Here is a 21,861-nt window from a genome sequence, read left to right on the forward strand (position 1 = left end):
GTGATATGACACTGGCATATGACGGCTATGGAGGCTGCGATGAACGAGCATGCATCGCCCAAAAGTGCAGAAGGTGAAATCGAACTCAGCGTCTTCACCAATGGACGAAGCCGCGCGGTTCGCATTCCGAAGGAGTTCGAGTTTCCGGGAAAGAAGGTCATCATGATCAAGCAACCGGATGGGTCCCTTTTGCTGCGCACGGCGGAGACTGCAGGTCTGATCGATTATCTCAAGACAGCGGAACCATGGCTGGGCGGAGATTTTCTGGACCGTGACGACGAGGAGATTGCGCCGCTGGATGAGGTGGAGCTCTGATGAAATACATGCTGGACACGAACGCCATCTCGTCCATCGTTTCCAATCCGCAAGGGCCGGTGTTGACGAGGATGATGGCGGTGGGCGAGGCGAACGTGTTCACGAGCATCTTCGTACATGCGGAAGTCTGGTACGGGGTGAAGAAGAAGGGATCGGCGGAACTTGCAGCCAAGGTTCGTCGTGTCACCGAAAAGCTGTACGTCGCTCCCTTCCAGATGCCGGGAGACGCTCGATACGCCGATATCCGGCTCGCCCTTCGCCAGGGGCAAAACATCGGGCCGAACGATCTGTGGATCGCGGCGCATGCGCTGGCGCTGGATGCGGTGCTGGTGACGGACAATGACAGAGAATTTTCCCGGGTTCCGGGATTGAAGACAGAGAATTGGGTCAGGTAACAAGCCGGAGAACGGCGAGAAGAGGGCAGGCAAGGGACGATGGGCAAGGTAACGGGTTTTCTCGAGATCGACAGGCAGGTCGGCAAATATCAGCCGGCTTCGGACCGCATTCGCCATTTCCGCGAATTCACCATTCCGATGTCGGATCAGGAAGTGGAGAAACAGGCCGCCCGCTGCATGGATTGCGGCATCCCCTTCTGCCATGGTCCGACCGGCTGTCCGGTTCATAACCAGATTCCTGACTGGAACGATCTGGTGTTCAACAACAAGTGGGAAGAGGCGATCCGCAACCTCCATTCCACCAACAATTTCCCGGAATTCACCGGCCGCGTCTGCCCCGCGCCCTGCGAGGAAGCCTGCACGCTGAATCTCGAAGACGCCCCGGTGGCGATCAAGACCGTCGAGCAGGCGATCGCCGACAAAGCCTATGAAATGGGCTATATCGTGCCGCAGCCGGCCACCACGAAAACGAACAAGAGCGTGGCGGTCATCGGCTCCGGTCCCGCCGGCATGGCGGCGGCCCAGCAACTGGCCCGCGCCGGCCACGACGTGACGGTTTATGAGCGGGAAACCAAGCCCGGCGGGCTGCTGCGCTACGGCATTCCCGATTTCAAGATGGAAAAGAATTTCATCGATCGCCGCGTCGAGCAGATGAAGGGCGAAGGCGTGACCTTCCAGTGCGGCGTCAATGTCGGCGTGGATCTGAAGGTCGAGGACCTGCTCGCCAAATATGACGCTGTACTCTATTGCGGCGGCTCGGAAACGCCGCGCAACGCCGGCATTCCCGGCGTCGACCTGCATGGCGTGCATGACGCGATGCCGTATCTCGTGCAGCAGAACCGCCGCGTCGGCCGTGAAAATATCGACAGCGTCGGTTGGCCTTCCGCGCCGATCCTGGCCGGCGGCAAGCATGTGGTGGTCGTTGGCGGCGGCGACACGGCGTCCGACTGCGTCGGCACCGCGTTCCGTCAGGGCGCCGTGAAGGTGAGCCAGCTCGACATTCGCCCGATGCCGCCCGAGAAGGAAGACAAGCTCGCGGTCTGGCCTTACTGGGCGACCAAGATGCGCACCTCCTCCTCGCAGGCCGAAGGCGCTAACCGTGAATTTCAGGTGGCGACGCTCGAATTCGTCGGCGAAGACGGTGTTCTGACCGGCGTCAAGTGCTGCCAGGTCGACGAGCGGCGCAAGCCAATCGCCGGCACCGAGTTCATCATCAAGGCCGATCTCGCTTTCATCGCCATCGGTTTCCAGGGTCCGTTCATGGGCGGCGTCATCGCCGATCTCGGCGACCGGCTGACGCTGAACACCGATCGTCGCGGCTCGACCAATGTCGTCGCCGACGACAAGGACTACAAGACCTCGGTCGACAAATTCTGGACGGCGGGCGATGTGCGCCGGGGCCAGTCGCTGGTGGTCTGGGCGATTCGCGAAGGCCGCCAGGCCGCCCGCGCCATCGACGAAGCCTTGATGGGCGCGACCACGCTGCCGCGCTAATCCGGCGCATAGTCTGCATGACACTGAAACCCGCGGCTCAGCCCGCGGGTTTTGCGTTTGCGGGCCAGCGATAATCGTCGACCCGGCCGACGGGCGCGGGCGCGGTCTCGCCCTTTTCGATCAGGCGGTCGCGCGGTGTCTTTCCGGCGGACTGCGGCAGCAGCGTCTGGTCGAGGAGTTCCGCCGATCCGTCGAGATCGGGATCGGACAGGCTGATCGGGGGCAGGGCGGTGATCTCGTGGATTTCGGTCTTCGGGGCAGCGTCGAGCGGCAGGCCTGTGGCGTCGAGACGGACGAGGTCGCTGACGGCGTCGCCGCCGAGCAGTCGGGCGATGTCCTTTTCGAGATAGAAGGCCATTTTTCGCTTGCCCGCCTTGGTCAAGCTGACGCCATCGGAGCCGCGAAGGCGGACCGGCTGACCGTTGATGTCGGAGCCGGTGGCGATGTATTTGCCGCTTTCGTCGGCGAAGCCGTCCCAGATGTCGATAAAGGCCCCGCCCACCGCTTCCATCCGCGTCCGGTAGATATTGTTGAGCGTGGCGGCGTCGGCGCTGAGCGATGGCGATTGGAACGACGGCAGACCCGCCCAGATGAACGGTATCTTCGCACGGGCCGCCACCGAGGCGAGGTCATCGACGCGCCGCTGATACTCCCTGTCCCAGCCTTCGGACCGGAATTTTTCCGTCGCGCCGCCGAGATCGATCTGCTGGCGATCATTTGAGCCCAGCATGATGACGATGAGCGATGGTTTGTGCCTGTCGATCTTCTGGGAAAGCGTCTTTGGCCAATCAAGATGGTCGGACCGCACCAGGCCAGAGGCGCTGTCGGTTTCCTTGACGACCGTGATCGTCGGGTCCTGCGCAAAGGCGGCGGTGAGGCCGTCCGCGAGGCCCGAGGCCATGAAGTCGCCGATCACCACGATTTTGCGCGCATCGGCCTTCTTGACCAAGGGGCCGGCGGGCGCGGTCTTGACGGTTTGCACCGCGCGTTTCTTGGCGGCGGTGTTGCGGCGTGGCCGGACGCGTTGCGGGCGCGCGTCCTCGCGCTGCCGCAGTTGAGGGCGTCCGAGTATGACGTCGAGAATAGAGCGCCGCTGCCGGAATTCCTGGGCTTGCGCTGCGGACGCCGCGAGATCGGCGAGCGGAAGAATGAGCGCGAGGATCAGGATGATCACGCGCTTGGCGCAAGACGGTCTGGACGAAGTGTGGCTATGATCGGCCATCGGCGTCTCCCTTGCCGGCGGGAATGCGAAAGCCGGGCTGAGCCCGGCCTCCTCAGGCAGATGTAGGCGAGCGGCTTCAGCGGCGCAAGGCGTTCAACAGCGCTTCGGTCGGCTTGCCGTCCGGCTGCATGCCGAGTTGCGATTGGATGGCGGCGATGGCCGTCTTGGATCCCGAACCGAAATTGCCGTCGATCGCGCCGTCGTAATAGCCGAGCGCCTTCATCCGCTCCTGAAGCTCGAACTTCTCCTTGACGTCGAGCGTTCCGGCTGGGCGCGGCCAGTTCTGCTGCAGGCCGCCATAACCGGCGATCTCGTCGGCGAGCATGCCCACGGCGAGCGCGTAGGAATCGGCGGCGTTGTATTTTTTGATGACGAAGAAATTGCGCGTCATCAGGAAGGCGGGGCCGTTGGATCCCGCCGGCATCTTCAGGGTGGCGCGGTCCTTGCCGTATTTGAAGCCCTTGCCGTTCGGACGCAGGAAACCGAGCTTCTGCCACTCGGCCAGCGTCTTGGTCCGACCGGCATATTGGTCTGCGCCGGCAGGGGCGGCGACTTCATAGCCCCAGGTCTTGCCGGCCTGCCAGCCATTCTTGGCCAGCAGGTTGGCGGAGGTGGCGAGCGCATCGGGAATGGAATTCCAGATGTCGCGGCGGCCATTGCCATCAGCGTCATAGCCATAGAGCAGATAACTGGTCGGAATGAACTGGGTGTGACCCATGGCGCCGGCCCAGGAGCCTGTGAGACCTTCGGCCGACACATCGCCGCGCTGCAGGATCTTCAAGGCCGCGATCAATTGCGTGCGCGCGAATTTCGCCCGCTTCTTGTCGATATAGGCGAGGCTTGCAAGCGCGCGGGGAACATTGTGCAGCCTGTCGGGTTTTTCGAGAACCGCGCCGTAATTGCTCTCCATGGACCAGATCGCCAGAAGAATATGACGATCCACCCCGAAATGTCGCTCGACCGCCGCCAGAGTGCGGCCGTGCTTTCTCAGCATGTCTCGTCCGATGCCCGCCGTGTAGGGATTGACGCGGCTATCGAGATACTCCCAAATTCGGTGCTTGAATTCAGGCTGGTAATTGGCTTTTTCAATGACGGTGGGATCCGGTTCGTTGACGCCGCGAAAGGCCCGCACATAGGTGTCGCGACTGATGCCGGCCTGGGCCGCCACCGGATAAAACGCATTGATCCAGTTGACGAAGCCCTTATCCGCATGCGCGGGGGAGGCGGCAAGCGCGCCACATATCGCAAGCATTGGGGCGAAAACGCGAATTCGGGAGAGGATCTGTATGGGTTTCATGGCAATCATCCGGTTCATTCATGTTCCTGGACACCGACACCGCCGGTTAATGCGACAAAATACAGAGCCGTGGTCAACAAATTCTTTACCATCAGACGCGCCCGCGGTCACTTCTTTAAAAAAAAGTAGCAACCTTGTGGGAATACGTTCAAATATCGCACACAATCCAGATTCTAGAGATGGAGATCAGTGGTGGGTCACGCCAGAGTAAAAAAGGCTGTTTTTCCGGTCGCGGGCCTCGGCACGCGCTTTCTTCCGGCCACCAAGGCGGTGCCGAAGGAAATGATGACGGTGGTCGACAAGCCCGTCATCCAATATGTGGTGGATGAGGCGATCGAGGCGGGGGTCGAGCACTTCGTATTCGTGACCGGCCGTGGCAAGGGCGTGATCGAAGACTATTTCGACATCCAGTTCGAGCTCGAAGCAACCCTGAAGGCTCGCAACAAGAAGGCGGAACTGTCGCTGCTCGAAGCCATCCTGCCAAAGGCCGGCGCCGCCAGCTTCACCCGCCAGCAGGAGCCGCTCGGCCTCGGTCACGCCGTCTGGTGCGCCCGCGATATCGTTGGCCATGAGCCCTTCGCGCTCCTTTTGCCCGATATGATCATGAAATCGGAAAAAGGCTGCCTCTCGGGCATGATGGAGCTGTATAATCTCTCCGGCGGCAATGTCATCGCTGTTGAGGAATGCGCCCCCGAGCTCGCCCATCGTTACGGCATCGTCGCCACCGGGGATGCTGTCGGCGACGGCTTCCGCATCACCGACATGGTGGAAAAGCCGGCGCCGGGAACCCAGCCGTCGAACTTCATCATCAATGGACGCTATATCCTGCAGCCCGAGATCTTCGAGATCCTGGAGACGCAGGAGCGCGGCGCGGGCAACGAGATCCAGCTGACCGACGGCATGCTGAAGCTTTTGCAGCAGCAGCCCTTCACGGGATATCACTTCAAGGGCGCCACCTATGACACCGGCGCCAAGGATGGCTTCATCATGGCCAATATCGCCTTCGCGCTGTCGCGCGACGATATCCGCCCGCTGGTGGAAGCGGACCTCAAGGCGCTGGTTTCAGCGCTGAAATAATACCCCGTTCACAAGAGCGGCGCGCTTCGGGCGCGCCGCTGGCTTGGCTTTTTCTATTGCCTATAAAAATTATAGAATATCTTTTCTTTGGTCCGTCGATAGGCTATGCCAATCTCCAATCGTCGCATGGTGCGGCGAGGGCAAGAAGCGATGTCGACCCGATTGATCATTCCCGGTTTGAACGGCTCAGGTCCCGGCCATTGGCAAGATCATTGGTTAGGGGAAGACCCCGACGCGGTGCTCGTAAAGCAGGATGACTGGTCACGGCCCGATCTCGGCGAATGGTTGATCCGCCTGGAGATCGCGCTGCGCGACCATCCGGGCGCAACGCTGGTGGCGCATAGTTTTGGGGCGCTGGTCGCCGCCAATCTTGCCGGCAGGCCGTCTGCGGCGCTGGTTGGCGCTGCGCTTCTGGTCGCCCCTTGCGATCCGGACCGCGTGCGCAGGCTGCATCCCGGCGCGGTTGGCGCGGCAGCGTTACCGTGCGCGCCGGCGTCGTTTCCGACGACCGTTGTCGGCAGCCGCAACGATCCCTATATGCCTCTCGATGACGCCAGGAGTCTCGCCGACGGCTTGAATGGGGATTTCGTCGATCTCGGCCATGCCGGCCATATCAACATAAACAGCGGCCATGGCAGTTGGCCTGCCGGCTATCGGCTGGCCCAGCGGCTCGAAGATGGCGGCCGTCGCATTCTCGCCCAGGCCTTTGCCGCAGCTTCGTCCCAGGCCGCGCCCGCTTATCTCAGGAGTCAATCATGACGATCGCCAGCAAATCCGCCCAGCGGCCGATACGCGCCTTTTCCGCAGCAACCGCCGTTGAAAAAACGGCGATGGCCGCCGCCACGCTCGCGGCGTTCGCATTTGTCGGTCTGGTGCTGTTTGGCTTCATTTGACGGCGGCGCGACAGTTTGTCGGGCTAAAAAGAGGCAGATGCTGCTTGAAGCGCCGGAACTTTGCCCCATTTCTAACATTGAACCTATGGAGCGCCTTAATTATTAACCGCGGTCGTGTAGGAGGGATAGACGATCGCATCGTTGGCCAAGGAGGCCATCATGTCTACGCTGAACGCCAGTTGGAATTTCTTGTCCGGCCTCGCCGTACAACTTGGCGCGGAACCGGTTTCCCGCTCTGCTGAAAAGCGCAATTCCTCGCTGTTTGCCGAACGTCTTCGCAAGAAGAAGCGTTTTGTTCGCAGGCTCGACAAGAGCGAGCGCCAAGAGTTGATCGACAGCATTCGCCACGACGACTGGTTTGAATGACGCCACCGCGCTGCACCCGGGGATGAACCCGGGAGCTTGGCCGGATGCGGTCGATCAGGCCGCAAGTCCCCCATAACGTTTCACATAACCGACAATCTCGTCGAGGCCTTCGCCCCGCTTGAGGTCGGAGAAAACGAACGGTTTGCCGGCGCGCATGCGCGTGGCGTCCCGCTCCATCACATCGAGATCGGCGCCGACATACGGAGCCAGGTCCTTCTTGTTGATCAGCAGCAGGTCCGACTTGGTGATGCCCGGTCCGCCCTTGCGGGGGATCTCTTCGCCCTGGCAGACGGAAATCACATAAATGGTGAGATCGGCGAGATCCGGGGAAAAAGTGGCGGCCAGATTGTCGCCGCCGGACTCGATGAAAACGATATCGAGGTCGGGAAAACGACGATTGAGATCGGCGATGGCGGCGAGATTAATGGAGGCGTCCTCACGGATGGCGGTGTGCGGGCAGCCGCCGGTCTCGACGCCGACGATGCGGTCCGATGTCAGCGCCTGCATCCGCACCAGGGCGTCGGCGTCTTCGCGGGTGTAGATGTCGTTGGTGACGACGGCCACCGAGTAATCCTCGCGCATCGCCTTGCAGAGCTTTTCCGTCAGCGCCGTCTTGCCGGACCCGACAGGTCCACCAATGCCGATGCGCAAGGGGCCGTTTCTCGACGTCATCATCAAAATCCTTCTTCAGTCGCGCCGCGCTCGCGGTTGTTTACGGGCAGCGTTGATGGGCATTATGAACGGAACAATCTCGTCTGCTGGGTTTCATGCCGAAGCGAGGCGATGTCCGCGCCGATCGCCGCCGAGCCCAGGTCTTCCAGGCTGGAGCCGGCCGTATCGCGGGCGGTGGTCACGATGGCTTCTTCAAAACGAGCGAGAAGCGCCACGCCCTGACGTTGGCCGATGACGCCGAGCCGGATGGCGGCGGAAATCGCCTGGGACAAAAGCGCGTGATAGAATGCTGCGAGGCAATCTTCGAGCGGTATGGATTGCGCCGCCGCCGCCACGCCCAGAGCGACGCTATAGGGTGGCCTGGACCCAAGACTGTCCAGCGCCGGATGCGGCCATGCAGCGGCGGCGGCGGCGAAGGCCTCGCCCACCGTCATGATTTCCAGATGCCGTTCGGCCGAACCCGCCAAGGCTTCCGCAAGCGTCGCGGCGTCGGCCAGCCGCGTGGGATCATCGATGCTTCGCCAGGCTTCGGCGAGCAGCAATCCGTCGTTGCGCCAGGTTCCGCGCGCAAGAAGCGTCTTGAACCATAGCCGCAGCGCTTCCGGATCGCTGGCCTGCCCGTCCTGCACCGCGCTTTCTAGCCCACCCGAATAGGCGAAGCCGCCGACCGGAAAGGCCGGCGACAGCCAGGCCATCAGCCGGATAAGCGCGCGGGACGAGGCCTCAGTGGTCATGATGTCCGTGTCCGCCATGGCCGTGATAGGCGCCGTGAACGGGGCTGAACGGCTCGACAACCTCCTGGACCACAGCGCCCAGACCTTCGAGCATCGCCTTGATCACATGGTCGCGTTCGATGAGAATTCGGTCCGGATCGATCTGGGCGGCGAGATGGCGATTGCCGAGATGCCAGGCGAGCTGCATTTGATGGAGCGCATCACGCGCCTTGATTTCCAGCAGTTGTTCCTCGGCGGCGACAACTTCGACATAGCCTTCCGCGCCGTCGATCATCAGGAGATCGCCGTGATCCAGCACCACCGGTTCCTTGAGGTCGAGCATGATCACGTCGTCATTGGTCAGATGAAGAAGCTTGCGACGCAGATGCCGTTCGTCGTGGGTCAGCACGACAACGCCGACCGGATCTCCGGGCTCAGCGTCCTTGGACACGCGGGTGCAGCGATAGGGCATGTTAGCTGACCTCCACATCGGCGGCGTCGACGATCTCGAGCCGCTGTTTCAGGACTGCGCCGGAGATCGCAGCGCCGAAGGCGGCGATATGCGGCGTCTTGAAATGGTCCTCGAGATGGTCCCGGCTCTCCCAAGTCTCGACGAAAACCAGGCGATTCGGTTGGCGGACATCGGCGTGAAGCTCATAGGAAATGCAGCCGGCCTCTGCCTGGGTGGCTGATATCAAAGGGTCTGCGGCGGCGATCACGCGGGCGGTTTCTGACGGCTCCGTCTCCAGAACGGCGATGACATAGATCATTTCACATCTCCTGCATGGCTGTATCTGATGCCATTTTGGGCCGGGGCGCAACGTCTTTCCCAGGCTTTGCCCCAGTAAAACGCCCCGGAAATCGCTGGGATCTCCGGGGCGTAGCAGGAAGACGGGCGAGGAAGGCCGATCAGGCGGCCTTCTTCAAGCCACGCAGGTTTTCGAGAATATTCTGCGGCGCCGACACGCCGTAGGGGTCGGTATCGCAATTGTCGGAGAAGCCTTCTTCCTCGAACCAGGCTTCGACGACGCCGTCATTGATGATGGCGCCATAGCGCCAGGAGCGCATGCCGAAGCCGAGATTGTCCTTGGCGACCAGCATGCCCATCTTGCGGGTGAACTCGCCGGAGCCGTCCGGAATGAGCTTGATGTTGGCGACGCCCTGGCTCTTGCCCCAGGCGTTCATCACGAAGGCGTCGTTGACCGAAATGCAGTAGATTTCGTCGACGCCTTCGGCCTGGAACTCCGGATAGAGCTTTTCGAAATCCGGCAGCTGGTAGGTCGAGCAGGTCGGCGTGAACGCGCCCGGCAGGGAAAACAGCACCACGCGCTTGCCCTTGAAATAATCGTCGCTGGTCTTGTCCTCCCAGCGGAACGGATTGGGACCGCCAACGGCCTCGTCGCGAATGCGGGTGCGAAACGTGACGTGGGGAACTTTCTTGCCGATCATCTTCTATCTCCATATGGCCGTCGCGGCGGCGGGCGCCGCTGAAAACTTGTATTTTTAATACTAAGTAAAATTATGCCGCGATGCAGCAAAAATCACGGCGCCGAGGCGCGCCGCATGTCTGCCATGTCTTGTTCGCATGGCTTCTCTACAAGCCCTTCGGCAGATAGCGGAGATAGAGATCGGCCAGCCTGCCATTGCGGGCGAGAGCGATCAAAGCGTGATCGAGCGCTTGCACAAGGGCCGGATTGCCCGGCGCGGCCATCAACGCCATGCCCTCTCCGAGGAAATGCGAGGAGTAATAAGGGCCGCCGAGAAAGTCGCAGCAATTTCCGGCGTCGTTCGATTCCAGCCAGAATGACAATTGCAGGGCGTCGCCGAACACCGATTTGATCTCGCCTTTCCGAAGCGCCGCCAGCATGGCCGGGCGATCCGCGAAACCGATGAGCGACAGGGTGGGGAAAAAGACGCGCGCCATGGCTTCATGGGCCGAGCCCGTCAGCACGCCCACCGGCTTGTCGCCGAGATCCGCAGGGAGACGCTGTGGTCCGGCATCGGCGCGGCGCGCGGCGAAACGCGCCGGCAAACGCAGATAGATGCGGCTGAAATCATGACTGGCCCGCAAGTCGGGCGTGATCCTGGCCCCGGCGATTGCCACTTCGCCTTCGCCCTTGTCGAGACGGTTGACCAGATCCGCATAGGGGACGGCTTCGATCTGGCAGCGTTCGATCACGCCGAGCTCGGTGCAGATCTCCCGGGCAAGATCGACATGGAAGCCCGACAACTTTCCCGACTGGTCGATGAAGTTGAACGGCGGAAAATCGACTGTCGTTAAAAAACGCAGGCGCGGGACGCTGCGCAGATCGGGTTTTGGGACTTTCTCGCGGGGGTCGAACGGATAGAGAATTTCGTTGTCGGCAGCTGCCGCCGGCGCAGGATCGCCGGCACAGAGAACCAAAGCCGCCAGAAGCAAAAAACAACGTGACACAACCCCAGGCTTCATTATGATGGATCCGTTTTTCATCGAATTTTCTCTTTCACAGGATGTATCAGAGTCATGTTGGACGGGGAACGCTTTCATTTCGAGCATTGGCGCAGGCAAAAGGGCGCGCGCGCAAAACCGCATCCGCCGCAGCCGGATCGGCCGCTCAATCTCGAAAAAGAACGCGCCGTCCTCGCCAAACTAGGTCTTTCAAAGCCGTGGCTTGACGAATTGGAGCGGCGAGCCGTCCTGAGCGGCGCGACGCTGGAGCAGGAATTGCTGTCGGACGGACGCGTGCGGGAAGAGGCCTATTATGGCGCGCTGGCCCGCGGACTCGGTCTGGAATTCATCGGCGCCGTTCCGCCGGCATTGCTGGCCGATTGCGCCGAGATCGACACGCAATTGACCCGGCCGCAAATTGTCCGTTGCCGCAGGCCCGACGGATCGCCCCTGACCGTGATCGTTCCCGAATTGCTGCGCCTGTTTGAAGAGCGGGCGCAGTTCGAGCGGGCGCCGAGGCTGAAGGCGCAGTTTGCGGTCACCACGCCCAGCGCGATGCGCGCGGCGGTGCGCGAGACCGGGCGGCTCAGGCGGGCGGAGCAAGCGGCCTATGGATTGGCGCGCCAACATCCCGAATCCAGCGCGCATACGGTTTTGTCGAAAGGCCAGAAAGTCGCGGCCATCGTGATGCTGGCCGCCGTCTTCACGGCGCTGGCGTTTCATCCGGCGTATATGGTTCATGGCCTGCATCTCGTCTTTTCCGGGATGTTTTGCGTCATGCTGCTCATCCGCCTGGCGGCGCTGAAAGCGGGGGCGCCGCTCAATCGACGGCAGTCTTTTCCCGCCGATCTCGGGCCGACGCCTGTCTACACCGTTCTCGCCGCGCTCTATGATGAGGCCGCGGTGGCCAGCCAATTGATCGAGCGGCTGGACGGGTTGAACTGGCCGCGCTCGCGGCTCGACATCAAGCTTCTCTGCGAAGAACGTGACGACGCGACGATCGCGGCGCTCAAGCGGCTCGATCTCGGTCCCGAATATGAGGTGGTCGTGGTTCCCGACATCGGTCCGCGCACCAAGCCGAAGGCGCTCAATTATGGGCTGATCGAAGCGCGCGGCGAGTTTCTGGTGATCTATGACGCCGAAGACCGGCCCCATCCCGACCAGTTGATCGAAGCCTGGCACCATTTCCGCGCCGCGCCAGAAATCGCATGCTTTCAATCGCCGCTGGTGATCGGCAATGGCGGGGAGGGAGCGCTGCCGGCCCTGTTTGCGCTCGAATATTCGGCGCTGTTTCGCCGCCTGTTGCCGTTTCTCGCCGATCGTGGCCTGCCCATGCCTCTGGGGGGAACATCCAATCATGTCCGCACGGATGTTCTCCGGGGCGTTGGCGGGTGGGACCCCTATAATGTCACCGAGGACGCCGATCTCGGAATGCGGCTGCATCGCGCCGGGCACGGAACGGAGATGCTGACGCGACCGACGGTCGAGGATGCGCCGACGCGGCCGCGCGTGTGGATCAACCAGCGCAGTCGCTGGCACAAGGGCTGGATGCAGACCTGGCTGGCGCATATGCGCCATCCCCTGCGACTTTACCGGGATCTTGGAGCGCGAGGCTTCCTCGCCTTCCAACTGGTGGTGACTGGACAATTGGCGTCGGCGCTCGCCCACCCCCTGACATTGGCGCTCGTGGCGTCTTCGATCGCCCATGTCATGGCGTCCGAGCCCTATTCGCCGTGGGAGCAGGCGCTATTGGCCATAGACATCGCAAATCTTCTCGGATCCTACCTGGTGTTCATCCTGATGGGATGGGGCGCGATGCCGAGGGAGGAGAGCAAGCGTCTCGGCTCGGCGCGGTTTTTCGTGCCGGTCTATTGGCTGATGATGTCCTGGGCGGCGTGGAAAGCGCTCAGGGAATTGCGCGACCGGCCGTTCTTCTGGGCCAAGACGCCGCATGAGGCGAAGGCGTCGCCGCGCCGCGCCGGCGCCTGATGTCAGCGAGCTTCGTGGCCCCCGGTCTCTAGCGCTCACGTTTGTGCAGGTCGAGCGAGAGAGTGAGCAGTTGCGGCAAAGGCGTCCACCAGCCGGTGGTGGCGCCCGCCTCACGCAGCGCCGCCGCCGTCCAGGTGTTGCAGCCGACCAGCGCGTTGAACCAGCCTTCGGCTTCGAAAAAGGCGTCGCTCTGGCCATAGCCAGCGCCGGGGATGGGTGCCGGTCGTCCGTCTTTCAGCGTGAAGCTTCGCTCGATGTAGTCGAGCAGTCGCGCGTAACCCTCGGCGTCGAGCGCGATCGCCCTCACATCCGGCGCCGCGGCCAGCGACGCCCGGGCCAGAGCGACATGCATGACAGCGCTGTCGACCGTCAGAGCCCGGAAGACGGGCAGCGGTTTTAGATCTGCCCAGTCAGGCGTCTCCAGATAGAAGGCGCGACCGCCCCAGCCGAGGATCAGCCAGGCGGCGTCGGGATGGGAGATCGGCGCGCCCGCGGCTTCGACAAATCCGAAACGGGCGCGGATCGCGGCGTCGAGCGGGATGGCGATGTCGGTGTGGATCGGGTTGGAGAGGATAAGGATCGTGGTTTGCGGGGAAGCACGTTCGGCGGATGAGGATAGTGGCCTTGGGATGAGCGTGCCGAGGGTAATCAGCGCGAGGACGGTCAGCAGGGCACGGACAAATATCCTCACTGGAATGGTCAATCGACCAGTTCAAGGCGATGTTTGATGCGTTCGACGTCCTCGGCAAGACGGTCGACGCGAAGCCCAATCAATGCAACATTTTCGGCGTCGCCCGACTGTTCGCGTCTCATGCCGGCCAGGCTGATCTCTAGGCGCCCAAGTCGGTGGCCATGATCCCGCAGCGTTTCCTTTATGTCGCGTATATCAGTGCGGATGGCCCGCAAATGCTCCAGAACTAAGCTGTTGATCTCTTCCGCCATGTCTGGCTCCCTTGGATCGCGCCCCAAAGAATAGGCGCGATGCCGGAAAATGCAACTCAGAACAGGAAGTAGCGCTGCGCCATCGGCAGCACGGTCGCCGGTTCGCAGGTCAGCAGTACGCCGTCGGCGCGGACTTCGTAGGTTTCCGGGTCAACCTCGACATGCGGGGTCAGGTCGTTGTGGATCATCGACTTCTTGGAGATGCCGCCGCGGGTGTTTCTGACGGCGACCATCTGCTTGGCCGTTCCAATCCTGCCCTGCAAGCCGGCGTCCAGCGCCGCCTGGCTGACGAAGGTGACAGACGTGTTGGTGCGGGCCTTGCCGTAGGCGCCGAACATATGGCGGTAATGCACCGGCTGCGGCGTCGGGATCGAGGCGTTGGGGTCGCCCATCGGGGCTGCTGCGATCATGCCGCCGAGCAGCACCATGTCTGGCTTGACGCCGAAAAAGGCCGGCGACCAGAGCACGAGGTCGGCGCGCTTGCCGACTTCGATCGAGCCGATCTCGTGGCTGAGGCCATGGGCGATGGCCGGGTTGATGGTGTATTTGGCGATGTAGCGCTTGACGCGGACATTGTCGTTGTCGCCTTTTTCGTCTGGCAGGCTGCCGCGCTGGCGTTTCATCTTGTCGGCGGTCTGCCAGGTGCGGATCGCCACTTCGCCGACGCGGCCCATGGCCTGGCTGTCGGACGAAATGATCGAAAAGGCGCCCATGTCGTGGAGAATGTCTTCGGCCGCGATGGTTTCCTTGCGGATGCGGCTTTCGGCGAAAGCAATGTCCTCCGGGATCGATGGGCTGAGATGGTGGCAGACCATCAGCATGTCCAGATGTTCCGCCAGCGTGTTGATCGTATAGGGGCGGGTCGGATTGGTCGACGACGGAATGACATTCAGCGAGCCGCAGACCTTGATGATGTCAGGCGCGTGACCGCCGCCTGCGCCTTCGGTGTGGAAGGCGTGGATGGTGCGGCCCTTCATGGCGGCCAGCGAATCCTCGACGAAGCCGGATTCATTGAGCGTGTCGGTGTGGATCATCACCTGAACGTCATACTCGTCGGCGACGGTGAGGCAGCAATCGATTGCGCCGGGGGTCGTGCCCCAGTCCTCGTGCAGCTTCAGCGCCGAAGCGCCGGCCAGGATCATTTCCTCAAGCGCTGCGGGCAGCGAGGCGTTGCCCTTGCCGGCGAAAGCCAGATTCATCGGGAAAGCGTCGGCGGCCTCGATCATGCGCTGGATATGCCAGGGGCCGGGCGTGCAGGTGGTGGCGAGCGTGCCATGCGCCGGGCCGGTGCCGCCGCCAAGCATGGTGGTCAGCCCGCTCATCAGCGCATCCTCGATCTGCTGCGGGCAGATGAAGTGGATATGGGCGTCCATGCCGCCGGCGGTGAGGATCTTGCTCTCGCCGGCGATAGCTTCAGTGCCGGGGCCGACGATGATGTTGACGCCCGGTTGGGTGTCGGGATTGCCGGCCTTGCCGATGGCGGCGATGCGGCCGTCCTTCAGGCCGACGTCAGCCTTGACGATGCCCCAGTGGTCGATAATCAGCACATTGGTGATGACGGTGTCGACAGCGCCGTTGGCGCGGGTGACCTGGCTCTGGCCCATGCCGTCGCGGATGACCTTGCCGCCGCCGAATTTCACTTCCTCGCCATAGGTGGTGTAATCCTTCTCCACCTCCACGAAGAGTTCGGTGTCGGCCAGGCGCAATTTGTCGCCGGTGGTGGGGCCGAACATGGAGGCGTAAGCCGCGCGGGACATTTTAAAGGACATGGCGTCAAGCTCCTGAGGCGATGCGGAGGGAGGAAGTATCGAAATAACGGGTGAGGCGGCCTTCGCGGATACGGGCGTCGATCCAGCGACGCTCCGCTTCCCAAGGATGCCATTCCCAGCCGTGATGGCCGAAACCGGCGAGCAGGATCGTGTCGTCGGCGCGGGCGCGGCTCGCCAAAAATTCGGCGATGACGACCAGGCCGGTCGAGGGCGTCACATAGGGAGGCGGCGAATAGGCCGCGAGTTCGGCGTCGAGACGGTCATGGGTGGCGGCGGGCAGCACATAATGCGTCTTGCCTGCGTCCGCGCAGAAGGCGCCGAAGCCCGGGGAATAGTCGTAGCAGAAGTCATCGAGTTCCGGATGGCTGATCGCCAGCGGCGCGCTGAGGGCGGCGAATTTTTCCGGGTTGCGGATGCTCCAGATCTCGGAGGCGGCGGCCACGCAAGGATTGGCGCGCCAGCCGGGTTCTCCCAGCATCGTCTTGCCGGGCCGACCGGTGTTGCAGACGGCGACGATGTCTGTGCGTCCACCCAAAGGTCCGGCCGAGCGGCAATCATTGAAGCGGATGACGACGTCGGCGGTCTCTGTCAGGGACTGTTCGCCCTGACTGAGATCGGCATTGCCGACGATCATCACCCGCCGTGTCATCTCAGTTCTCCATGCCCTTGGCCAAGGTGTCGAGTTCCTTCGCGCGTGCGGTGGAAAGCTCGGCCTTGCAGCCCATCACCAGCATGGGCTCCATGGTGCCGCCGCGGGCCTGGAAGCCGAGGCCGTCGCATTGGCCGTCGCGATAATCGATCCAGGCGCGTTGGGCCTTCTTCAGCGCGGCGACAGCGCCGATGGATTCCTCGCCCATGGTCTCCTTGACGTCGGCGTCAACTTTCTTCTGAGACGCCATCGCACGCTTGTAGGCCTTGTTGAGCGCAGCGTCGGCTTTGTCGAAATCCTGCTCGACGCAGTAGTTCATCTCCATCTGCGTCTGGGCATTATTGCAATCCACATCCGGCGCGTCCTGCGCCAGAGCGGGCACTGCAATCGCCGCCATCGCCATCGAAATCAGCGCGATTGTTTTGCGCGTCATGTCGTCTTCCTCCCGTTTATCGTTCTGATCATTCGTTGGTTTCGAACCATGGTCTTGTCCATGCGCCTCTCATTGGCCCGGAAGGCGGATCAATTCCTTGAGTTGGGCGCTGCGCTCCTTCGTCAGCAAGAGCTGGCAGCGGATGTTTTCATAGGGTTCCAGCGTGCCGCCCCGCGCCTTGAAGCCCATGCCGGCGCAATGGGCGTCGCGAAACTGGATCCAGGCGCGCTGGGCTTTCTTCAGCGTCTCGGTTTCGGTGGGCTCGCCCTCGACCGGCGATTCCTTGTCGTTCTTCTGCGTGAAGGCCAACGCCTTCTTGTAGGCGGCGTTCAGGGCCGCATCGGCCTTGCCGTATTCATCGCCGATGCATTCATTGGCTTCCATCTGCGATACGACGTCGTCGCAAGCCACTTTCTCCTTGGCCGCAACGGTCAAGGGCGCGGCCAGAGCGCTCGCGGTCAGGATCGCGAGGAGGATCGTCTTCATTCTACACCTTCCAGCGGCGCATATCCGCCGCCATGGCTGGATTTTCCGAGCGCCGTCCGCATGTATTCAAGCATTGCGCGCCATCTTGCCGCAAATACCGTGAACTCTGCAAAACGCTGCGCCCGATCTCTCACAGCGCGCCCATCACCTGCTGGCGGAAGCCGTAGACCTCGCGCTTGCCGGACAGTGGGATCAGCGTGACAGTGCGCTTCTGGCCCGGCTCGAAACGGACGGCGGTGCCGGAGGGGATATCGAGGCGCATGCCGCGCGCCTTGTCACGATCGAAATCCAGCCCCTTGTTGGTCTCATAGAAATGATAATGGCTGCCGACCTGGATCGGACGGTCGCCGGTGTTGGCGACGTCGAGGGTGACGGTGGGCAGGCCGGCATTGAGTTCGATCTCGCCGGCGGCGGGAATGAGTTCGCCTGGGATCATCGATGTCTCCTGTTCAAGCGGCGCGTGAAGGCTGGCAGCCCTCGGCCTTGAAGATGCGTTTGATTGAGGCCGGATTGTTGGCGAGCTTGGCGGCCGGGCGGATCGGTCGGCGCACCAGTTCGCCGCCGCAATTCGGGCAGATACCGGCCAGCGTCTTGTCAGCGCAGTCGGCGCAATAGGTGCATTCGAAGCTGCAGATCATCGCCAGGCTGTCGGGCGGCAGATCCTTGTCGCAGCATTCGCAATTCGGTCGAAGCTCGAGCGCCATAAGCGTGTCCTCAGCGGATCGGTTCGTGAACGGTCACCAGCTTGGTGCCGTCCGGGAAGGTCGCCTCGACCTGCACGTCATGGATCATTTCGGCGATGCCTTCCATCACCTGGTCGCGAGTGATCACATGGGCGCCGGCTTCCATGAGATCGGCCACGGAGCGGCCGTCGCGGGCGCCTTCGACCACGAAATCGGAAATCAGCGCGATCGCCTCGGGATAGTTGAGCTTGACGCCGCGCTCCAGTCGCCTGCGGGCCACGATGGCCGCCATGGAGATCAGGAGCTTGTCTTTTTCGCGTGGAGAGAGATTCATCGGCTGCTCCGCATGGATGCTGGTCTTGACGCAATCAAACCCGGTCGCCCCGGTCTGGCAATACGCCAAATGACGGTGGACGAACGGTTAGAGATGCCACACTTTCGGCGGGGCGGCGCCGTTTCGCAAGAGCGAAATTGCCGGGATGAGGATTTTTCGGAGCTCGAAGCCCTCGGACGCGGTGAGCCGCAGGATCAGCTTGTCGTTCCAATGGCTTGCACCGCAGCCCTCGCGATCGAGGAGTGGCCTGACGGCGGCCAGTTTCGCCTCCGCGTCCGGCCCGCAATAGAGCAGCGTCGCGAAAGCCAGGCAACCCGACAACACCGCCTTGCGCGCGGCGAGATCGGCGATGTCTCCCTCCAGCCGCAATTCCTCGGCGTGGATCAAGCGGCCGGCGCGACGAATGCGCCAGCTGTCGCGAAACAGGCCCGACTGCACCGTCTCGCCCATGGCCTTTCGACCGAGCAGCACCGCCTCGAGACCGAGGAAGCGGGCGGAGGCGGCGAGATCCACGTCCAGGCTGCGCTTCAGCGCCCCTTGGTCAAACAGGATGGTTTCCTGCGGCAGCCAATGCAGCGCGGCGTTGTCGCCCACTTTGAGCACGGTGTCGACGGCGGCATGGCCGCCGGAAGACTTGTAAACCCGTTCGCAGGCCTGGGTGGTGACGGTGACATGCGTGTCGGCGCCAGCCTCGACGGACCAGTCGATGCGATCGCCGCCGGTCAAGCCGCCCGAGGTGTTGATCAGCACCGCCTCCATGCGCCCATCGAATGATTCGGGCATGCGAATCTTGGCCGCGCCATCCTGATAGAAAATGTCGAGCCGGGTGCGCCCCGCCAGCGCTTTGGCCGCAAGGCGGGCGCTGCCCTTGGCGCGTTGTGGACGGATCTGGGCGAGTGCTGTCAAAGGTCACCATGCAAAAGGCCGGCATGAGCGCCGGCCTCATCTTTCATCGTGTTTTTTCAAGCCTGAGGGGATCTGTCAATCGATTGGGCTATTTTGTCGACTGCTGAAAAAAGCGCCAGGCCTCTTCGGTGGCGTCGACGTCGTAGGAAACTTTGCCGAGGGCGTTGGTGATTTTCAGCAAGGCAGTCGACGAGGGCCAGGTATGTCCGCCATCCGCGATGACGACGGATGCGAGCGACGTCCCACCCGCGCAGCCGGCGACCGTTGTTCTCGTGACGACGCCGCTTTCCGATGTCGCCGGCGCATCCTTGCAGGCGGCGATGTCTATCCAGCGCGTGAAGGCGGCGTCCGCGCCATAGCCCCAATAAGGACGCCCGCCGCCCTCGAATGGATTGACCGCGTCAGCCTTGCCGGCGAAGGCGATGATGGAGACTGGCTTCTTCGGCTTGCAGGTCGCGGCGTCCGGTTCGAACTTGCCGCCATCCACGGCCTTGGGATAGCCGGCGCGCAGGCCGGAGATCATGCCCGCCGCGGCGATCTTCTCGTTGGCGTCGCACAGATACTGGCTCAGCATGCGCGCGCCGCCGGAAAAGCCGGTGGCGTAGATCCTGGTGGCGTCGATGCAGAATTTGGTCTCCAGCGCCGAGATGGCCTCGGAGATATATGCTTCGTCTTTCTGGTCGTCGCCCTGGGTGACGCCCGGCACATACCAGGAGACCATGCCGGGACGATCGGCGGGAATGACGCCCTGAAGACCCGCGACGATGGCGCCGTCGCGCTCGGCAATGCGTTCCCAGCCGCTGCGGTCGAGCTGTTCGTCGGCATTGGAATTGCTGCCATGCAGATCGAGGACGAGCGCGGTGGGTTTGTCCGGATTGTAGCCCGTGGGCGCGAAGAAGACGATTCGCCGCTCCTTGCCGCCGGACTGGATCGTCATCTCGTGGCGGCCCGCTTCCTGTTTCGCGCCGCAACCCGAAGCCGAGGCTTCGCTTGCGCCGAGGGCCGTCAGCAACATGGTCGCGGCGATGACGGCGCCGCGCCGGCTTTCGAAAAATGACTTCATGAAAATTCTCCTCCTTGGTTTGACGCTCCCCGCGTCAAAACCGAGTGTATAGTAGGGAGAATTTTCTGACCAGTCCGGCGACCGGGTTTTGGGGAAGCCGGTGGGTTTTCAGACCGTCAGATGCCGGCGGGCCTCCGGCGTATCCAGCGTCTCGGCAGGGCCTTCATGGACGATCTCGCCGCGATCCATAATATAGACATGGTCGGCGAGTTCGCGGCAGAAATCGAGATATTGTTCGACCAGCAGGATCGCCATGCCGGTGGAATCGCGCAGATATTTGATGGCGCGGCCGATATCCTTGATGATCGATGGCTGGATGCCTTCGGTCGGCTCGTCAAGCACCAGGATCTTCGGTCGGGTGACCAAAGCGCGGCCGATCGCCAGCTGCTGTTGCTGGCCGCCCGAGAGATCGCCGCCGCGACGACCGAGCATGGATTGCAGCACCGGAAACAGGCTGAAAATGTCGTCGGGAATGGTGCGGTCGCCGCGCTTGAGCGGCGCATACCCCGCCTCCAGGTTCTCCTTCACCGTCAGCAGCGGAAAGATCTCGCGTCCCTGCGGCACATAGCCGATGCCGAGCTTGGCGCGGGAATAGGGCGCAAGGCCATTCAGCGTCGCGCCGTTGAAGGCGATCGCGCCGCCGCTGACCGGATGCTGGCCGGTGATTGCCCGCAGCAGAGAGGATTTGCCGACGCCGTTGCGGCCGAGCACGCAGGTGATCTTGCCCATCTCGGCTTTGATCGAGACGCCGCGCAGCGCCTGCGCCGCGCCGTAGTGAAGATTGGCCTTTTCGACAGTCAGCATGAGAGATCTCCAGCGAAAGCTGCGGTGTGATATTCACCCCCCTCTGTCACTGCGTGACATCTCCCCCACAAGGGGGGAGAGGGGACGAATGCGGTCGGCGTCGCGCCGTTCTCCCCCCTTGTGGGGGAGATGCCCGGCAGGGCAGAGGGGGGCTGATCTTGATGCTCCGTCATCTCCTCACCGTCCCAGATAGTTTTCGATGACCTTGGGGTCGCTCGACACGAAATCGATCGAGCCCTCGGCCAGCACCGAGCCCTCGGCCAGGCAGGTCACCTTGACGCCGAGGTCGCGGATGAAGCCCATGTCGTGCTCGACCACAACAACGGAGCGGGTCTTGGCGATCTCTTTCAGCAGGATTGCGGTTTCCACCGTCTCGGCGTCGGTCATACCGGCGACCGGTTCGTCGACAAGGAGCAGTTTCGGTTCCTGGGCGAGGAGCATGCCGATCTCCAGCCATTGCTTCTGGCCATGGCTGAGATTGGCGGCGTAATCATCCTTGCGGGCGGTGAGGCGGACCGTTTCCAGGATCTCCTCGATGCGCGCCTTGTCGGCCGGTGACAATGTATAGAACAGGGTCGCAAAGACGCCGCGCTTGCGGTTGAGCGCCAGCTCGAGATTGTCCCACACCGTATGGCTTTCGAACACGGTCGGCTTCTGGAACTTGCGGCCGATGCCGAGCTGGGCGATTTCGGCCTCGTCCCTCTTGGTCAGGTCGATTTCGCCATTGAAGAACACTTCGCCCGAGTCAGGCCGGGTCTTGCCGGTGATGATATCCATCATCGTGGTCTTGCCGGCGCCGTTGGGGCCGATGATGGCGCGGAGTTCGCCGGGTTCGACCACGAAGGACAGCGAGTTGAGCGCCTTGAACCCGTCGAAGGAAACCGAGACGCCATCGAGATAGAGGATGCTCCTGGGCTTGATGTCGCTCATC

The 21,861-nt window shown here is 62.5% G+C and carries 29 protein-coding genes; 8 read left to right on the forward strand and 21 right to left on the reverse strand.

Features of this window, described 5'->3' with window-relative positions; all coding sequences use genetic code 11:
• Positions 1-39 precede the first annotated feature (39 nt).
• From M2360_RS05415 to M2360_RS05425, 3 genes are read left to right on the forward strand one after another with little or no spacing between them, the layout of a single operon-like run.
• A complete protein-coding gene (locus tag M2360_RS05415; protein ID WP_170976382.1) occupies positions 40-315 on the forward strand; it encodes an AbrB/MazE/SpoVT family DNA-binding domain-containing protein in 276 nt (91 codons plus the stop codon).
• Complete coding sequence (locus M2360_RS05420; protein ID WP_280773592.1) at positions 312-710, forward strand: type II toxin-antitoxin system VapC family toxin; 399 nt, start codon at positions 312-314, stop codon at positions 708-710. The genes M2360_RS05415 and M2360_RS05420 overlap by 4 nt, the downstream gene beginning before the upstream one ends.
• 39 nt (positions 711-749) lie before the next feature.
• Positions 750-2,204 (forward strand): glutamate synthase subunit beta, encoded by a 1,455-nt coding sequence (locus tag M2360_RS05425; protein ID WP_280773367.1) that lies wholly within the window; start codon positions 750-752, stop codon positions 2,202-2,204.
• 37 nt (positions 2,205-2,241) lie between these two features.
• Here the strand turns inward: M2360_RS05425 and M2360_RS05430 are convergent, their stop codons facing one another.
• Entirely contained in the window at positions 2,242-3,426 is a 1,185-nt protein-coding gene (locus M2360_RS05430; RefSeq protein ID WP_280773369.1) for a DUF459 domain-containing protein, read from the reverse strand.
• Between the two features lie 76 nt (positions 3,427-3,502).
• A complete protein-coding gene (locus M2360_RS05435) occupies positions 3,503-4,678 on the reverse strand; it encodes a lytic murein transglycosylase (protein WP_280773594.1) in 1,176 nt (391 codons plus the stop codon).
• 234 nt (positions 4,679-4,912) lie between these two features.
• Here M2360_RS05435 and galU point away from each other — a divergent pair, with 234 nt between their 5' ends.
• The 4 genes from galU to M2360_RS05455 all read left to right on the forward strand — a co-directional run bounded on the left by galU (position 4,913) and on the right by M2360_RS05455 (position 7,059).
• On the forward strand, positions 4,913-5,800 hold the full coding sequence (gene galU, locus M2360_RS05440) for a UTP--glucose-1-phosphate uridylyltransferase GalU (RefSeq protein ID WP_280773371.1): 888 nt from the start codon (positions 4,913-4,915) through the stop codon (positions 5,798-5,800).
• A gap of 150 nt (positions 5,801-5,950) precedes the next feature.
• The gene (locus M2360_RS05445) at positions 5,951-6,559 is read left to right on the forward strand and encodes an alpha/beta hydrolase (RefSeq protein ID WP_280773373.1); all 609 of its coding nucleotides are present in this window, start codon (positions 5,951-5,953) and stop codon (positions 6,557-6,559) included.
• Positions 6,556-6,693, forward strand: a complete 138-nt coding sequence (locus M2360_RS05450) for a hypothetical protein (protein WP_280773375.1) — start codon at positions 6,556-6,558, stop codon at positions 6,691-6,693. Before M2360_RS05445 ends, M2360_RS05450 begins: the two co-directional genes overlap by 4 nt.
• Before the next feature lie 159 nt (positions 6,694-6,852).
• Positions 6,853-7,059, forward strand: coding sequence for a hypothetical protein (locus tag M2360_RS05455; RefSeq protein WP_280773377.1), 207 nt, complete (start codon positions 6,853-6,855; stop codon positions 7,057-7,059).
• A 54-nt stretch (positions 7,060-7,113) separates the two neighbouring features.
• On the opposite strand, the gene ureG is transcribed toward M2360_RS05455, so the two are convergent.
• From ureG to M2360_RS05485, 6 genes are all read right to left on the reverse strand, one after another.
• The gene (gene ureG, locus M2360_RS05460; protein ID WP_280773379.1) at positions 7,114-7,731 is read right to left on the reverse strand and encodes an urease accessory protein UreG; all 618 of its coding nucleotides are present in this window, start codon (positions 7,729-7,731) and stop codon (positions 7,114-7,116) included.
• Positions 7,732-7,793: 62 nt separating this feature from the next.
• Complete coding sequence (locus tag M2360_RS05465) at positions 7,794-8,465, reverse strand: urease accessory protein UreF (RefSeq protein WP_280773381.1); 672 nt, start codon at positions 8,463-8,465, stop codon at positions 7,794-7,796.
• Positions 8,455-8,916: an urease accessory protein UreE gene (locus M2360_RS05470; RefSeq protein ID WP_280773383.1), complete on the reverse strand. Its 462-nt coding sequence runs from the start codon at positions 8,914-8,916 to the stop codon at positions 8,455-8,457. Before M2360_RS05470 ends, M2360_RS05465 begins: the two co-directional genes overlap by 11 nt.
• Before the next feature lies 1 nt (position 8,917).
• Positions 8,918-9,214 (reverse strand): putative quinol monooxygenase, encoded by a 297-nt coding sequence (locus tag M2360_RS05475; RefSeq protein ID WP_280773385.1) that lies wholly within the window; start codon positions 9,212-9,214, stop codon positions 8,918-8,920.
• Between the two features lie 139 nt (positions 9,215-9,353).
• Positions 9,354-9,893: a peroxiredoxin gene (locus M2360_RS05480; protein WP_280773387.1), complete on the reverse strand. Its 540-nt coding sequence runs from the start codon at positions 9,891-9,893 to the stop codon at positions 9,354-9,356.
• Positions 9,894-10,038: 145 nt separating this feature from the next.
• Positions 10,039-10,893: a transporter substrate-binding domain-containing protein gene (locus M2360_RS05485; RefSeq protein WP_280773389.1), complete on the reverse strand. Its 855-nt coding sequence runs from the start codon at positions 10,891-10,893 to the stop codon at positions 10,039-10,041.
• 54 nt (positions 10,894-10,947) lie between these two features.
• Between M2360_RS05485 and M2360_RS05490 the strand changes: the two genes are divergently transcribed.
• A complete protein-coding gene (locus tag M2360_RS05490) occupies positions 10,948-12,861 on the forward strand; it encodes a glycosyltransferase (protein WP_280773391.1) in 1,914 nt (637 codons plus the stop codon).
• Positions 12,862-12,889: 28 nt separating this feature from the next.
• Here the strand turns inward: M2360_RS05490 and M2360_RS05495 are convergent, their stop codons facing one another.
• From M2360_RS05495 to urtD, 13 genes are all read right to left on the reverse strand, one after another.
• A complete protein-coding gene (locus M2360_RS05495) occupies positions 12,890-13,552 on the reverse strand; it encodes a TIGR02117 family protein (RefSeq protein ID WP_280773595.1) in 663 nt (220 codons plus the stop codon).
• 8 nt (positions 13,553-13,560) lie between these two features.
• Entirely contained in the window at positions 13,561-13,803 is a 243-nt protein-coding gene (locus M2360_RS05500; RefSeq protein WP_280773393.1) for a hypothetical protein, read from the reverse strand.
• Positions 13,804-13,859: 56 nt separating this feature from the next.
• Positions 13,860-15,572, reverse strand: coding sequence for an urease subunit alpha (gene ureC / locus M2360_RS05505; RefSeq protein WP_280773395.1), 1,713 nt, complete (start codon positions 15,570-15,572; stop codon positions 13,860-13,862).
• A gap of 4 nt (positions 15,573-15,576) precedes the next feature.
• Complete coding sequence (locus M2360_RS05510) at positions 15,577-16,206, reverse strand: Urease operon accessory protein (RefSeq protein ID WP_280773597.1); 630 nt, start codon at positions 16,204-16,206, stop codon at positions 15,577-15,579.
• Between the two features lie 16 nt (positions 16,207-16,222).
• Positions 16,223-16,654 (reverse strand): lysozyme inhibitor LprI family protein, encoded by a 432-nt coding sequence (locus M2360_RS05515; RefSeq protein WP_280773396.1) that lies wholly within the window; start codon positions 16,652-16,654, stop codon positions 16,223-16,225.
• Between the two features lie 69 nt (positions 16,655-16,723).
• Positions 16,724-17,140, reverse strand: a complete 417-nt coding sequence (locus M2360_RS05520; RefSeq protein ID WP_280773399.1) for a lysozyme inhibitor LprI family protein — start codon at positions 17,138-17,140, stop codon at positions 16,724-16,726.
• A gap of 130 nt (positions 17,141-17,270) precedes the next feature.
• A complete protein-coding gene (locus M2360_RS05525; RefSeq protein WP_280773401.1) occupies positions 17,271-17,576 on the reverse strand; it encodes an urease subunit beta in 306 nt (101 codons plus the stop codon).
• 13 nt (positions 17,577-17,589) lie between these two features.
• Entirely contained in the window at positions 17,590-17,844 is a 255-nt protein-coding gene (locus tag M2360_RS05530) for a DUF1272 domain-containing protein (protein ID WP_280773403.1), read from the reverse strand.
• Between the two features lie 10 nt (positions 17,845-17,854).
• Positions 17,855-18,157, reverse strand: coding sequence for an urease subunit gamma (locus M2360_RS05535; protein WP_137154701.1), 303 nt, complete (start codon positions 18,155-18,157; stop codon positions 17,855-17,857).
• 87 nt (positions 18,158-18,244) lie between these two features.
• Positions 18,245-19,063, reverse strand: coding sequence for an urease accessory protein UreD (locus M2360_RS05540; RefSeq protein ID WP_280773410.1), 819 nt, complete (start codon positions 19,061-19,063; stop codon positions 18,245-18,247).
• 88 nt (positions 19,064-19,151) lie between these two features.
• Positions 19,152-20,126, reverse strand: coding sequence for a PHB depolymerase family esterase (locus M2360_RS05545; protein WP_280773411.1), 975 nt, complete (start codon positions 20,124-20,126; stop codon positions 19,152-19,154).
• 108 nt (positions 20,127-20,234) lie between these two features.
• Positions 20,235-20,930, reverse strand: coding sequence for an urea ABC transporter ATP-binding subunit UrtE (gene urtE / locus M2360_RS05550; protein WP_280773413.1), 696 nt, complete (start codon positions 20,928-20,930; stop codon positions 20,235-20,237).
• 177 nt (positions 20,931-21,107) lie between these two features.
• Complete coding sequence (urtD, locus tag M2360_RS05555; protein ID WP_280773415.1) at positions 21,108-21,860, reverse strand: urea ABC transporter ATP-binding protein UrtD; 753 nt, start codon at positions 21,858-21,860, stop codon at positions 21,108-21,110.
• Position 21,861: the final 1 nt, after the last annotated feature.

It is taken from the genome of Rhizobium sp. SG_E_25_P2, assembly GCF_029892285.1.
Lineage (GTDB): Bacteria > Pseudomonadota > Alphaproteobacteria > Rhizobiales > Rhizobiaceae > Rhizobium_E.

What these genes read in the sequence shown, in the direction of transcription:
- M2360_RS05510 (WP_280773597.1), bottom strand. Translation starts at nt 16,206, where the DNA reads ATGATCGTCGGCAATGCCGATCTCAGTCAGGGCGAACAGTCCCTGACA.
- M2360_RS05415 (WP_170976382.1), top strand. Translation starts at nt 40, where the DNA reads ATGAACGAGCATGCATCGCCCAAAAGTGCAGAAGGTGAAATCGAACTC.
- M2360_RS05465 (WP_280773381.1), bottom strand. Translation starts at nt 8,465, where the DNA reads ATGACCACTGAGGCCTCGTCCCGCGCGCTTATCCGGCTGATGGCCTGG.
- M2360_RS05475 (WP_280773385.1), bottom strand. Translation starts at nt 9,214, where the DNA reads ATGATCTATGTCATCGCCGTTCTGGAGACGGAGCCGTCAGAAACCGCC.
- urtE (WP_280773413.1), bottom strand. Translation starts at nt 20,930, where the DNA reads ATGCTGACTGTCGAAAAGGCCAATCTTCACTACGGCGCGGCGCAGGCG.
- urtD (WP_280773415.1), bottom strand. Translation starts at nt 21,860, where the DNA reads ATGAGCGACATCAAGCCCAGGAGCATCCTCTATCTCGATGGCGTCTCG.
- M2360_RS05535 (WP_137154701.1), bottom strand. Translation starts at nt 18,157, where the DNA reads ATGAATCTCTCTCCACGCGAAAAAGACAAGCTCCTGATCTCCATGGCG.
- ureC (WP_280773395.1), bottom strand. Translation starts at nt 15,572, where the DNA reads ATGTCCTTTAAAATGTCCCGCGCGGCTTACGCCTCCATGTTCGGCCCC.
- M2360_RS05435 (WP_280773594.1), bottom strand. Translation starts at nt 4,678, where the DNA reads ATGCTTGCGATATGTGGCGCGCTTGCCGCCTCCCCCGCGCATGCGGAT.
- M2360_RS05545 (WP_280773411.1), bottom strand. Translation starts at nt 20,126, where the DNA reads ATGAAGTCATTTTTCGAAAGCCGGCGCGGCGCCGTCATCGCCGCGACC.
- M2360_RS05515 (WP_280773396.1), bottom strand. Translation starts at nt 16,654, where the DNA reads ATGACGCGCAAAACAATCGCGCTGATTTCGATGGCGATGGCGGCGATT.
- ureG (WP_280773379.1), bottom strand. Translation starts at nt 7,731, where the DNA reads ATGACGTCGAGAAACGGCCCCTTGCGCATCGGCATTGGTGGACCTGTC.
- M2360_RS05490 (WP_280773391.1), top strand. Translation starts at nt 10,948, where the DNA reads ATGTTGGACGGGGAACGCTTTCATTTCGAGCATTGGCGCAGGCAAAAG.
- M2360_RS05430 (WP_280773369.1), bottom strand. Translation starts at nt 3,426, where the DNA reads ATGGCCGATCATAGCCACACTTCGTCCAGACCGTCTTGCGCCAAGCGC.
- M2360_RS05500 (WP_280773393.1), bottom strand. Translation starts at nt 13,803, where the DNA reads ATGGCGGAAGAGATCAACAGCTTAGTTCTGGAGCATTTGCGGGCCATC.
- M2360_RS05445 (WP_280773373.1), top strand. Translation starts at nt 5,951, where the DNA reads ATGTCGACCCGATTGATCATTCCCGGTTTGAACGGCTCAGGTCCCGGC.
- M2360_RS05480 (WP_280773387.1), bottom strand. Translation starts at nt 9,893, where the DNA reads ATGATCGGCAAGAAAGTTCCCCACGTCACGTTTCGCACCCGCATTCGC.
- M2360_RS05425 (WP_280773367.1), top strand. Translation starts at nt 750, where the DNA reads ATGGGCAAGGTAACGGGTTTTCTCGAGATCGACAGGCAGGTCGGCAAA.
- M2360_RS05455 (WP_280773377.1), top strand. Translation starts at nt 6,853, where the DNA reads ATGTCTACGCTGAACGCCAGTTGGAATTTCTTGTCCGGCCTCGCCGTA.
- M2360_RS05520 (WP_280773399.1), bottom strand. Translation starts at nt 17,140, where the DNA reads ATGAAGACGATCCTCCTCGCGATCCTGACCGCGAGCGCTCTGGCCGCG.
- M2360_RS05485 (WP_280773389.1), bottom strand. Translation starts at nt 10,893, where the DNA reads ATGAAGCCTGGGGTTGTGTCACGTTGTTTTTTGCTTCTGGCGGCTTTG.
- M2360_RS05530 (WP_280773403.1), bottom strand. Translation starts at nt 17,844, where the DNA reads ATGGCGCTCGAGCTTCGACCGAATTGCGAATGCTGCGACAAGGATCTG.
- M2360_RS05470 (WP_280773383.1), bottom strand. Translation starts at nt 8,916, where the DNA reads ATGCCCTATCGCTGCACCCGCGTGTCCAAGGACGCTGAGCCCGGAGAT.
- M2360_RS05525 (WP_280773401.1), bottom strand. Translation starts at nt 17,576, where the DNA reads ATGATCCCAGGCGAACTCATTCCCGCCGCCGGCGAGATCGAACTCAAT.
- M2360_RS05450 (WP_280773375.1), top strand. Translation starts at nt 6,556, where the DNA reads ATGACGATCGCCAGCAAATCCGCCCAGCGGCCGATACGCGCCTTTTCC.